Here is an 11993-nt window from a genome sequence, read left to right on the forward strand (position 1 = left end):
GGCCTCTCTCCACAGCTCCTGTCTCGAGTGGCACCCGGTACCACGCCGCTCGGGAGAGGAGCACACCTTTTTAATAGACCAGGGCTTGGGCTCCCTCTGCCATGACTTCTTCCACAAAAGTGGGAGCGCCCGCGATCCGCACGCCCTCGATCAGGTCCTCTTCGGTCAGCGAACGCCGCGCCGCACACTGGCTGCACACGGTGACCTGGCCGCTTGAAAGCACGACGTCGAGCAGCTCGTTGAGCGGCGTCGCGTGCGGCAAAGAGAACTGTTCAGCTCGCCCGGGAACCGCTAGCCAACTCGCCTCCCCCGTCAGCCACAGCGACACCCGCACCCCGCTCGCCACCGCCGCTGCCGCGACCGTGAACGCCTGGTTGCAGCGTTCCGGAGCGTCCTCGCCGGCGGTCGCCTTGATCACCAACACGCGTTCCATGCCGTCAGCGTAACGTCCGTCCCCGACCGGGTTCCGCGCTTCGTCGAGAACGCCACGATTCCTCCCGGATGCCTGGCGCAGCCCGGCATCCGCGAACCTGCAGCGTGCGGGGAAAGAGGGGTCCTTGGGGAGGGGAGCCGGGGCGCGGGCCACACCCGCTGGGGCGCCCGCAGGGGCGCTCTCCGGCTCCCGATGCCAGGCCGGTGATGCCTCTTTGAACCGACGGGGTACGCCGCCCAGGCTCAGGAACGTGCCGTGGAGTTCTTGTGCGGCCACGGCAGGATACGTCCCGCTTCCTCCAGGCGGTAAATGAAGTCCCAGTCCATCTTCTCGTTCGGGTCCCCCCGGAACTGGACGCCGCCGGGAGCGTGCGGGTCACCCATGCCCAGGGCCGTGAAGACGAGATCCCGCAGTTTCGGCTGCATCTGCCGCAGCCCTGCGTCGATCAGCTCGGCGTACGTGGATGATTCGCGAATGGTGAGGAGTGTCCCGTACCGGTGCCGGGTCAACAAGAAAGGTACGTGCGGTGGGAGTGGGCTGTAGGTGAGCGACAGTCGCGGCGTTCGAGGTCCGGCCCGGGAGCGGCTGTGGGATGGCTGCGGCATTGTGATCCCTCGTGAACACGGTGCGGACACGGCGGCCGCCCAAGGAGTTCAGGGTTTCCGCGTGCTCCTCCCGATCCCCAGCGGCCACCACACGACGTTGTGTCACTATTCTTGCACTACCCCGCAACGATATGCGAGGAAAGTTTCCTTACCTTACCGGACCTGCTCTTCCGCTCACCTCCGCGGTGATCTGTCCGCAGCATTCACCGGGCTGCGCGGTTGCGGCTCATCCGTTTTCGCTTCTCCCGGTGGACGACGAGGAGCGCCTGGGTCCGCGCGCTCTCCAAAGCCTGCTCCACAAGCGCACGCGCCTCCTCCTCCGGCATGTCCGCGGTCGTCGCCTGCAAGTCGACGTAGATGCGCTGCAACAGCTCCTCGTTGCCGATCAGATAGCGCCGCGTCTCCGTGCCCTGGTCCTCGTCCCGCACCACCGAGATGAGGTCGTTGACCTCCTCAGGCAGCCCGCCCGCAGCCATCCGCTCAATCGACCCACGCGTCCACCCCAGCTTGAACTCCAGCTTGGCGCACACGTCCCTGCTGTACTTGGTCCTCCGGCCGCGCTCCACGTCCTGCAGCAGCCGCAAGGGAATCTTCGGGGTCTGCTGGGCGAACTCGAGCTGACCACACCCCAGCTCTTCGCGCCGGGCGCGCACCGCCGCCGCGATAGCAGTTGCGTGGTCACCGAAGTCAATGCTGAGGCGGGCCATGGCCTGTCCGTCTCCTCCACGTCGGGCACTCGTCATGCCGGTCATTCCCGCCGACCTCTGCTCCCAATACCTGTCCTTGGCCTTCCCATGGAACTCCTTCAGCTTCGGAGCGGAAAGCGGCCATGAGCACGCCGCTGAGGTGAGGATTCGGCACCTAACGGACGCCAGGGAACGATATGGTTCCTTCAGCGATAGTCATCGCTTCTCTCCCGCGACAGATGCCCCACTCACCATGGGTGGCTTCGGTTGACAGCTCCACGCCGGTCACTGGGACGGCGGGTTCTCCCGTGGCTCGTCGCGAGATCCAGACAACTGTGAAAGAGGCATGTCCGTGACCCAGAAGGTTCGCCTCACCTGCCCCTTGGTGCACAAATACGTCGAACTGTGGGGCGGAGCGGCCGTGGTAGCGCTCGGCGGGGTCATCATCGCGCTTGATCCGTCCCACTGGGCCAGTGTGGTGCTAGGCGTGCTCACCATCGGCGTCGGTCTGGCCCTGGTCTGGCACGGCCTGCGCGCCCAAACCCCGGTCTTGGAGATCGACGGCCAGGAGTTCTGCTACATACGCGGCCGCTACGTGGTGCGCATCCCGTTCTCGGAGATCGGTTCCTACTATCTGCTTCCTGGCCGTATCCGGTCGCTGGGCCTGTGCGACCCCACGGGACGGCCCAAGATCTTCCCGTCGGTGGAAGGCCGTCGGGCCGGCCGCCCGTACCTGCCGCTCACCGCCGCGACCTCACCGGCCAAAGTGGAAGCGTTCATGAACACCGCGGGCATCCCGCCCCGGGACCGGTCGATCACCGCGGGCGCCTAAACGCCTGCCCAGCCGCCCCGGTGGGGTCATCCCTGTACTGGGACAACCCCACCGCCGGTGTCGGCGCGCCGGATCAGAAGGAGAGGTCCTTCGCCGCGTCACCCAGGGTGCGCTCGAGGAACTCGGGGTTGGCGGTCAGCCACTCGCGGGCCCCCGCCTCCGGGTCGTCCTCGTGGTCAGCGAGCACGGCCTGTTCCAAGGAGCTCAACTCTTCGTCGCTGAGCTCGAAGTTGCGGAGCCACTCGGCGAGCTCGGGGAAGTCCTCGCTGAAGCCCTTGCGGCCCACAGCGTGGATCTCCTCCGCGCCGCCCATCGCGCCTTCAGGGTCCTCCAGGTCCTTCAGGTCGTACTGGGCGTAGGCGATGTGCGGCCGCCACAAGGTGACCACGATCGGCTCCTCGTCGGAGATCGCCGAGTCCAGCTCGGCGAGCATCGCCGCGGTCGAGGACTCGATCAGCTCGTAGTCGTCCAGGCCGTAGGTGGGGATCGCCTCTTCCTTAGTGGTACGCACCAGGCCCGACCCGGATTCGATACCGACGATCCGGCCGCCGAACAGGTCGGCGTGGTCGGCCAGGTCGGCGATGGAGTCCACCTCGTCCACATACGAGGGGACGGTGAGGGTCAGCACCGCGTTGTCGTACCAGGCGCCGAGGTCCTCCACCTGCTCGCCGTACTCCTCCCAGTAGTCGCCGTGGGTGAGAGGAAGCCACGTGTCCAGGAACATGTCGATGTCGCCGTTGGCCACCCCCTGGTACATGGGCGCCACGTCGACCTCGGTGATCGTCACCTCGTAGTCGAGTTCTTCGAGGATCACCTTCCACATGTGGGTGGTAGCGATGGCTTCTTCCCACGGGATGAGGGCGATCTCAATCTGTTTGCCGTCGTGCCCCGAAGCTTCGTCTCCGCCCGCCAGGCCGCTACCCCCGTCTCCTCCGCAGGCAGTGGCCAGCAGGACCAATGAAGTCAGTCCAGCAGCAACCGTGGCGAAGCGCCGGGTGCGCTTGGTGGGTTTCACGTCGTGGTTCCCTTCTACTCGTGCTGCACGCTTCCGTGCGGGAAGGAAGCGTGGGCCGCCGCGCGTTCGGGAGCGACGGCGCGGTCTGTGTGGTCCGGTCAGGCCGCGGCGCGCTCGGCGCGAGCCTGCGGCGAGCGGCGGGTGATCGCCGCGGTGAGCCGGTCCAGGAAGATTGCGAGGATGACGACGGCGATACCGCCTTCGAAACCGAGCGCGCCGTCGTTGCGGGAAATGCCTTGGTAGACCTGGTTGCCGAGTCCTCCAGCGCCGACCATGCCGGCGATGACGACCATGGACAGGCCGAGCATGATCACCTGGTTGACGCCCGCCATGATCGTGGACAGTGCCAGCGGCAACTGGATCCCGGTGAGGATCTTGAAGGGGGAGGCGCCGAATGCTTCACCCGCTTCCACGACCTCTTTATCGATCTGCCGGATGCCCAGCTCGGTGAGGCGCACCCCAGGAGGCATGGCAAACACCACGGTGGCCACAACCCCGGGGACAGCGCCGAGCGAGAAGAAGAAGATCGCCGGGATCAGGTAGACGAAGGCCGGCATCGTCTGCATGAGGTCCAACACCGGTTTGACGATGCGGCTGACCACGGTGCTGTAGGCGGCCACGATCCCGATGGGGATGGCGATGACTACCGCGATGAGGCTGGCCACCAGCACCAGGGCCAGGGTCGACATGGCGTTGCTCCACTGCTCGATGCTGATCACGAGCGTGAGCGCCACCAGGGAGAACACGCCGAGCTTCCAGCCCGCCACCACCCACGCCAGGGTGCTGAGCAGCAGCATCATGAGGATGGCTGTGGGCTGGCCGATCACCTCGGGGATCGCGCCGAACAGCAGCCAGCCGCACAGGATCACCGCCAGCCAGCCGCCAGCAACGGCAGCAACCAACGGCAGCCGGATCCGGTAGACGGCGGCGACCACGACGAGGGCGATGAGAGCAACGATCCCGATGACCAGGTTGGATTCCACTTTCTCCTGGCCGAACAGGTGCATCGCCCACAGGAAGAGCTGCGGCGGTGAATGGTTGACGAGCGTGTTGCCCAGCTCGAACGTCGCCTGCCCCACGTACAGGGCAATGGTGCTGCCGACGATGACGAGCACCGGGATGGGACGCGCCCGCACGAGGAGCACCGCCAGGATGGCGGCGGCGATCGCCGTCAACTGGGTGGCCTGGGGTTCGGTGAGGAAGTCCCGGAGCGTGGTGACCGCCCAGTTGATGACGGTGCCGATGACGTCGAATAGCCCACCGAAGTGGTCTTTGAGCCACGTGTTGAATGCTTCGAAGCCCTCACCGAGCGGAATCCGGGGTGGGAAGGGCGAAAGCCAGCTCACTTGGCAGCCCCTTCACGTCGAGTACCGTTCGCCAGGCTGGGCACAGCGCTGCTCGCCTCCTCCGGCATCGCGAGCGCGGACAGGATCGTGGTGGGCGACACCGCGCCGATGACTCGGTCTTCCTTGTCGACCACGGCGAGCGGGCTGTCGCAGGCAGCCACCCGCTGGAACAGTTCGACGACGGGGGCGTCCGGTGCCACGCGCTCCCAGTCGGCAGCCTCGGCCTTGGGAGCGGGCTCCATGACGGAGGCCGCGGTGAGCACGCGGCTGCGGTCCACGTCCTCGGTGAACCGGGCCACGTAGTCGTCGGCCGGGTGGTTGAGGATCTCCTCGGGGGTGCCGATCTGGACGACACGCCCGTCGCGGAGCACGCAGATGCGGTTGCCGAGGCGCATCGCCTCGTTCAGGTCGTGGGTGATGAAGACGATGGTCTTCCCCAGTTCCGCCTGGAGTTGCAGGAGCTGGGTCTGCATGTCGCGGCGGATCAGCGGGTCGAGGGCGCTGAACGCCTCGTCCATGAGGATGATGTCGGTGTCGGCGGTCAACGCCCGTGCCAAGCCGACGCGCTGTTGCATCCCACCGGAAAGCTGGTTGGGCAGGTGGTCCTTCCAGTCGCCCAGTCCGACCAGGTCGAGGGCGTGCGCGGCGCGTTCGTGGCGCTCGGCACGCGACACCCCGCGGACTTCCAGCCCGTAGGCGGCGTTCTCCAGCACAGTGCGGTGCGGGAGGAGCGCAAAGTGCTGGAAGACCATGCTGATCTTTTCGCCGCGCAGGGCGCGCAGGGCGCGCCGGGACAGGGTGGTGATGTCGGTTCCGTCGATCTCCACTGTCCCCGCAGTCGGCGGCAGCAGCCCGTTGAGCATGCGGATCAACGTGGACTTCCCGGACCCGGAAAGCCCCATGACCACGAAGATCTCACCTGGCTGGACTTCGAAGGAGACGTCGATGACCGCGGCTGTGACGTTCAGGTCCTTGATCGTGTCGCGGTGGCGCCCGTCCGACAACAGTGCGACGGCTTGGGATGCTCGTTTGCCGAACACCTTGTACAGGTGGTTCGCGCGTACAGCTGGCACGGTTTCCCTTCGGTCGACTTCGTCTGGCACGGCGTCTTCTGTGTGGTGCCCTCCTCGGCTCTTGTGACGTGCCACTGAGGAACGCGCGGGGCTGAGTTGCTGGGCCTGGTGTGACCGCTAAGCCCTACACTTCACACACCACACGTCCGTTTTGCGCGGTTATGACACCTTAGAGTCGTTGACCTGGGATTTCCCTTAGAAAGATCACAGAGAAGCAACAGGTTTAAGAAGCGGGTTCGGAAAAGTCCCTCATGCAAGGGGGGATAGGGAGCCCAAAAAGCAAGATTTTGTGATTTACATCACTGGTCATTTTTGAGTGATTTGGATCACTATTTCTTGGCCTGACAGTTCGTCTGCGCAACCAGACAGAAACTCTCAGTGACCAACTGTCTGGATGCGGGACATCACAGAACGTGACAGCTACGGGCGCGCAAGCCTGCCCTTCCCCGCAGCAAACCCGGTTCAATAGAGTCGAAGAATGACCAAGTCCCGGATCAGCGCAGTCCTGACCGTCGCGGTATTCGCCGCGGCGATGTGGATCCTGGAGATCGTCGACTTCTTCCTCCTCGGCGGCCTACTCGACCGCCAGTTCGGCATCCACGCCTGGGTCGCCGACAACCTGTGGACGGTGTTCACCGCACCGTTCATGCACGCCAACCTCGCCCACCTCACCGCCAACACCGTGCCCTTCCTCGTCCTCGGCTCCCTGGTGGCGTTCAGCGGGCTGGGACGCTTCCTGTGGGCGTCGCTCATCATCGCCGTCGTCAGCGGGATCGGCGTGTGGCTGCTCTCCGTGCCCTACTCCTTGACCGTCGGCGCGAGCGGCCTCATCTTCGGCTACTTCGGCTACCTGGTGCTCCGCGGCTTCGTGGAACGCAAGACGATCGACATCGTCATCATGATCTGCACCGTACTCTTCTACGGCGGGCTGATCTTCGGCGTGCTACCGCAAGGCCAAGGCATCTCGTGGCAGGCGCACCTCTTCGGCTTCCTCGGCGGCCTGCTCGCCGCCTACATCCTGCCCACGCGGCCCAAACGCCAGCAGCTTCCCCCACCGGGCTACGGCCCCTATGGCCCCTACGGTCCCCCGGGGTATCCGGGCTACTGATCCCCCTCCCGGATCTTCGTGCGCGTGAAGTTGAGGTAGGACCTCGAAGGGGTGGGACCACGCTGCCCCTGGTAGCGCGACCCGCACACCTCAGAGCCGTAGGGGTTCTCCGCGGGCGAGGACAGTTGGAACATGCACAACTGCCCGATGCGCATTCCGGGGTAGAGCTTGATCGGCAGCGTCGACACGTTGGACAGCTCAAGGGTGACGTGCCCGGAGAACCCCGGGTCGATGAACCCGGCCGTGGAGTGGGTGAGCAGCCCCAGCCGTCCCAAAGAGCTCTTGCCTTCCAAACGGCTGGCGATGTCGTTGGGAAGCGTCACCATCTCGTAAGTGGACGCCAGCACAAACTCGCCCGGGTGCAGGATGAACGGCTCATCCCCTTCCGGTTCAACCAGCCGGGTCAGCCCCGGCTGCTCCACCGCCGGGTCGATGTGGGGGTACTTGTGGTTCTCGAACACCCGGAAGTAGCGGTCCAGCCGCACGTCGATGCTCGACGGCTGGACAAGCTCAGGGTCGTAGGGGTCTAGCTTGACCCGCCCCGATTCGATGGCGGCTCTAAGGTCACGGTCGGAGAGAAGCACAGTAAAGAATCTACCTTGTGTTTTCCCTACCTCGGCAGGGCAGCTCTCCCCTTGCAAGCTTCGCCGAGATGGTTATTCTTATCGGTGAACTCGCCGAGCGTGATAGCCTAGCCGTAGGCGAGATCGCCACCAGTGCGGATGTAGTTCAATGGTAGAACCTCAGCTTCCCAAGCTGAAGACGCGGGTTCGATTCCCGTCATCCGCTCCACAAGCGAAGGCCCAGGTCAGGGAGATCATCCCGAGCCTGGGCCTTCAGCGTTGAAAGAGCGCCTGAGGGCGTACGCCCGTTCCACACTGTCTGCTGACTCGTCCTCTCCCCCACCCAGCTCTGCACAGCGGGAAAGGACAGCCCACCCGCACTGTTGTTCTCCCGCCCTCGTCTCAGCTCGGCCTATCCCCACGTGCGTAGGGCTCACCGCGCCCTGCTGGACTACACCGATGGCGAGCCCGGTCCATCCCCACGTGCGTGGGGCTCACCGTTCTGCCAGGTCTACCGACCGCGGGATGGTCGGTCCATCCCCACGTGCGTGGGGCTCACTCACCCCGCTCATCCATCAGCGCGATGATCCGCGGTCCATCCCCACGTGCGTGGGGCTCACGTGATTCCGCGTTGTTCTGGCCTGGGTTTCACCGGTCCATCCCCACGTGCGTGGGGCTCACCTGGTAGCCCCAGCTGAGCTGGCTGGTGAGATCGGTCCATCCCCACGTGCGTGGGGCTCACCTGGTAGCCCCAGCTGAGCTGGCTGGTGAGATCGGTCCATCCCCACGTGCGTGGGGCTCACTGCAGCGAGTGCGGGGGAACCGGCCGGGAACAGGGTCCATCCCCACGTGCGTGGGGCTCACGACCTCGACGGGAGGAGCACGGTCCAGCTCGCAGGTCCATCCCCACGTGCGTGGGGCTCACAGAAGCTGACCTGGAGCCGCTCGGCCACGCCGGTCCATCCCCACGTGCGTGGGGCTCACACCGCGTACTGCCCAAGCAAGGATCCCCTCGGCGGTCCATCCCCACGTGCGTGGGGCTCACGTCCGGGTCGCCGAGACGGCGATCATCGAGGACGGTCCATCCCCACGTGCGTGGGGCTCACTTTCGCATCCAGCACGGCACGTCATCAGCAGCCGGTCCATCCCCACGTGCGTGGGGCTCACCGTCGTGTGCACGCGGCGATCCACCGGTTGGTCGGTCCATCCCCACGTGCGTGGGGCTCACTCTATTCCCGATACTTTATTCGTCGAATTCGGCGGTCCATCCCCACGTGCGTGGGGCTCACCGAAGCGTCCGCGTGCTCCCCAAACGGGATGCCGGTCCATCCCCACGTGCGTGGGGCTCACACCCGGTCCCCCGGGATGATGCAGACGGTGACCGGTCCATCCCCACGTGCGTGGGGCTCACCGACCCTGCCGCTCCATCGCGTTCACCCGGGCCGGTCCATCCCCACGTGCGTGGGGCTCACGGCAGCCCAGATCCGCCGCGGCAGTGTGCACGCGGGTCCATCCCCACGTGCGTGGGGCTCACGAGGATCTCCGCCCGGTGGTCGTGCAGGTGGTCGGTCCATCCCCACGTGCGTGGGGCTCACGGTTTGGACCTGGCTTAGGGCGGTCTCTAGTTCGGTCCATCCCCACGTGCGTGGGGCTCACAGGCCATCCCGATCACCCAGCACCGGCGCGAGCGGTCCATCCCCACGTGCGTGGGGCTCACACCCGCGCGGCGTTCGGCCAGGCCTACGCGGACGGTCCATCCCCACGTGCGTGGGGCTCACACGTGCTCCCAGGAGGAGACCGCGGTGGGGGACGGTCCATCCCCACGTGCGTGGGGCTCACGACCCCTACCGGGGCCTGTATCCGGACGATGACGGTCCATCCCCACGTGCGTGGGGCTCATGAACGTCCGCGTTCCGGTAGTGGAGGTGGGATCGGTCCATCCCCACGTGCGTGGGGCTCACTGCGGCTTGAGAAGCGTTGTAATTATCAGCGATCGGTCCATCCCCACGTGCGTGGGGCTCACGGCGGCCCGCGCCGCAGCCCGCGCCGCGGCGACGGTCCATCCCCACGTGCGTGGGGCTCACAGAAGCTGACCTGCAGATTTACGAGACGTTATCTCATCGTTATCAAAGGCGTAGGCAGCTTCATCACACAAGACATTCTAGACCGTTTTCCAGAAATCTGATCAGGGCTCGAACCCAACTGATCACCGCAGCCTGGCGACAGCTGGTGGCCCCAGGGGGTTGAAGAGGCGATGCCGTGAGCACCGTTATCACTCCGGAGGCGTCACGACTGGTTGGTGCGTCCCCATGCTGTCTCCAGGCCGCAGCGATACCAGCCGTGCAGGCTCGAATCCCTATCGATACGGGGTGCATGGGAAGCACACACCCATGTTTGATGTGAAGACGCGGGGAACAGCGACCCAGAGAAACGCCTAAGAGTGATGGGATGGAAACCGGCTTCAGCAGACCGGAGCAATTGCTGAAGCGATCCTTGAAGCAGACGACTGAGGGCAGGCATCTCTCAGGTGCCGCCCTCAGTCACAGGTGGCGCACTCGGAGGGACTTGAACCCCCAACCTTCTGATCCGTAGTCGTGTGCGGAATGTCTGTGGAGGTCCGGAAACGGCTTCTGATCTGGGTGGAAGCCTGTCCGAGAGTGCCGTGATTCCAGAGCTGTCCATCCCTATTCGGAGCCGTTGTTAGCAGCCGTGTCAGCACGGGGGCAGCGACGCTACGGGATCGGGGCAGCCCTGCGTCACCCGGGATTTCGGCAACCACAGCGGCGGGTAACCACGGTCCTTGATCCAAGGTGCTCGACCGCGCCGGAGTCCTCAGCCACAGACAGGCAGAGCCGCGCGATCGAGTGCCACGGGAACCGAGGACGCCAGAAACCACAGCTCGGTGACTACGGCCATTGGACGGTTGCCTACCACGGCAGGTCCAATCAAGAGCCCTTTGGGGGTAGCTCCGGACCGGGCGGCGGCGCGCAGCGCCAACGCCTTGATCCCCACATAGCCCAATTCGGCAGTCAATGCCGGAAGGCGAAGTCTCTGACTAGCGTGCTGGGTGGAGGCGTTTGCCGTCGTGTGTGCGGACGTGGGGTGCGTCGCTGTCCAGGGCGTCGAGGAGGCGGACCGAGTAAACTTCGGTCATCCGCTCTTTCACTTCTTCGGGAGTGAGCCAGGCGACGGCGGTCGACTCCGAAGAGGGGTGTTCCCGGCCTCCGGCAGGGTGGCAGCGGAAGACCAGGGCGACGATTCCGCGGGCCATGTTCTTGTAGACGCCGGTGAGGCGGTCCACTTTCACCAGGATGCCGGTCTCTTCCCGCACTTCGCGGACGACGCCGTCCTCGGGGGTCTCATCCAGTTCCAGGACGCCGCCGGGAAGTTCCCACGTTCCGTTGTCCCGGCGGCGGATGGCCAGAAACCGCCCGTCGTCTCGGATGACGGCTCCCGCAACTGACACTGAATGCAGCGGCGTTGACGGGGCTTCTCTGGTCCTGTTACCCATGTACAGGAGCATAGGAGGTACCCAAGGACTATGGCGAGCACAGTAGGGGCAAGGTCGGCGAAGCCGATGTACCTCCAGATCGCTGACGACATCGAGGAACAGATCAAGTCCGGCCGTCTGGCTCCGGGCGAGGAGATTCCCAGCGAGGCGGCGCTGATGGAGCGTTACGGCGTCTCCTCGGGAACGGTTCGCAAGGCCGTCGCAGAACTGCGCACGGCTGGCCTGGTGGTGACCTACCAGGGCAAAGGCTCGTTTGTAAAGTCGCGTCCTCCGGTGACGCGCAAGTCCTCGGATCGCTTTCGGCGTTCGCACCGGCGGGCCGGCAAGGCCGCCTACATCGCGGAGACTGAACAGGCGGGAGTGAAGCCTACAGTTCAGGTGCTCTCGATCGGTCCGGTTCCTGCTCCACGGGAGATCGCCGACCGCTTGGGGGTGGAGGAAGGGGCCAAGGTGCTGGCCCGGCGCCGCCTGTACTTCAGTGACGGGACCCCGGCTGAGGAAGCGACGTCGTATCTGCCATGGGATGTGGCTCGAGACATCCCCGAACTGTTCGAGGAGAATCCGGGTGGAGGCGGTATCTACGCCCGACTAGAGGACCACGGGCACGAGTTCGCCGAGTACACCGAGACCATTCGAGTGCGTATCGCGACCAAACAGGAGGCGAGCGCGCTGAGACTGAGTCCCGGCTCTCCGGTCATCCACCTCACCCGCAACGCGGTGACCACGACAGGGCGCGTGGTAGAGGTCTGCGACACGATCATGGCTGCTGATCAGTTCGTGCTCGACTACCGGATTCCTGCGACGGACTAACCGGTGGTTCC

The 11993-nt window shown here is 65.3% G+C and carries 11 protein-coding genes, 1 tRNA gene and 1 CRISPR repeat array; of the genes, 4 read left to right on the top strand and 8 right to left on the bottom strand.

Annotated features, from left to right (window positions below; all coding sequences use genetic code 11):
* Positions 1–70: 70 nt before the first annotated feature.
* The 3 genes from TF1_RS15205 to TF1_RS15215 all read right to left on the bottom strand — a co-directional run bounded on the left by TF1_RS15205 (position 71) and on the right by TF1_RS15215 (position 1745).
* On the bottom strand, positions 71–433 hold the full coding sequence (locus tag TF1_RS15205; protein WP_011293347.1) for a DsrE family protein: 363 nt from the start codon (positions 431–433) through the stop codon (positions 71–73).
* 242 nt (positions 434–675) lie between these two features.
* Positions 676–1038, bottom strand: a complete 363-nt coding sequence (locus TF1_RS15210) for a hypothetical protein (RefSeq protein WP_011293348.1) — start codon at positions 1036–1038, stop codon at positions 676–678.
* 203 nt (positions 1039–1241) lie between these two features.
* The gene (locus tag TF1_RS15215) at positions 1242–1745 is read right to left on the bottom strand and encodes a hypothetical protein (protein WP_016189374.1); all 504 of its coding nucleotides are present in this window, start codon (positions 1743–1745) and stop codon (positions 1242–1244) included.
* Between the two features lie 325 nt (positions 1746–2070).
* On the opposite strand from TF1_RS15215, the gene TF1_RS15220 reads away from it, so the two are divergent.
* Positions 2071–2556, top strand: a complete 486-nt coding sequence (locus tag TF1_RS15220) for a hypothetical protein (RefSeq protein ID WP_061784010.1) — start codon at positions 2071–2073, stop codon at positions 2554–2556.
* A gap of 73 nt (positions 2557–2629) precedes the next feature.
* Here TF1_RS15220 and TF1_RS15225 read toward each other — a convergent pair whose 3' ends face one another.
* From TF1_RS15225 to TF1_RS15235, 3 genes are all read right to left on the bottom strand, one after another.
* On the bottom strand, positions 2630–3571 hold the full coding sequence (locus TF1_RS15225) for a glycine betaine ABC transporter substrate-binding protein (RefSeq protein WP_011293351.1): 942 nt from the start codon (positions 3569–3571) through the stop codon (positions 2630–2632).
* Positions 3572–3669: 98 nt separating this feature from the next.
* Positions 3670–4917, bottom strand: a complete 1248-nt coding sequence (locus TF1_RS15230; RefSeq protein ID WP_016189375.1) for an ABC transporter permease — start codon at positions 4915–4917, stop codon at positions 3670–3672.
* A complete protein-coding gene (locus tag TF1_RS15235; RefSeq protein ID WP_173668342.1) occupies positions 4914–5990 on the bottom strand; it encodes a quaternary amine ABC transporter ATP-binding protein in 1077 nt (358 codons plus the stop codon). The genes TF1_RS15230 and TF1_RS15235 overlap by 4 nt, the downstream gene beginning before the upstream one ends.
* A 478-nt stretch (positions 5991–6468) precedes the next feature.
* Between TF1_RS15235 and TF1_RS15240 the strand changes: the two genes are divergently transcribed.
* Positions 6469–7098: a rhomboid family intramembrane serine protease gene (locus TF1_RS15240; protein ID WP_011293354.1), complete on the top strand. Its 630-nt coding sequence runs from the start codon at positions 6469–6471 to the stop codon at positions 7096–7098.
* Here the strand turns inward: TF1_RS15240 and dcd are convergent.
* Positions 7092–7682: a dCTP deaminase gene (gene dcd, locus TF1_RS15245; RefSeq protein WP_011293355.1), complete on the bottom strand. Its 591-nt coding sequence runs from the start codon at positions 7680–7682 to the stop codon at positions 7092–7094. The two genes, TF1_RS15240 and dcd, sit on opposite strands and share 7 nt — an antisense overlap.
* Before the next feature lie 134 nt (positions 7683–7816).
* Here dcd and TF1_RS15250 point away from each other — a divergent pair.
* Positions 7817–7890 (top strand) — tRNA-Gly (locus TF1_RS15250).
* A 179-nt stretch (positions 7891–8069) separates the two neighbouring features.
* Positions 8070–9745: a CRISPR direct-repeat array (repeat unit 29 nt; unit sequence CGGTCCATCCCCACGTGCGTGGGGCTCAC).
* 971 nt (positions 9746–10716) lie between these two features.
* Here the strand turns inward: TF1_RS15250 and TF1_RS15255 are convergent.
* Complete coding sequence (locus TF1_RS15255; RefSeq protein ID WP_016189377.1) at positions 10717–11127, bottom strand: NUDIX hydrolase; 411 nt, start codon at positions 11125–11127, stop codon at positions 10717–10719.
* Positions 11128–11202: 75 nt separating this feature from the next.
* On the opposite strand from TF1_RS15255, the gene TF1_RS15260 reads away from it, so the two are divergent.
* Positions 11203–11982 carry a GntR family transcriptional regulator gene (locus TF1_RS15260; protein ID WP_011293358.1) on the top strand — a complete coding sequence of 260 codons (780 nt, stop codon included), beginning with the start codon at positions 11203–11205 and terminating at the stop codon, positions 11980–11982.
* Positions 11983–11993: the final 11 nt, after the last annotated feature.

It is taken from the genome of Thermobifida fusca NBRC 14071 = JCM 3263, assembly GCF_001592045.1.
Taxonomy (GTDB): domain Bacteria; phylum Actinomycetota; class Actinomycetes; order Streptosporangiales; family Streptosporangiaceae; genus Thermobifida; species Thermobifida fusca.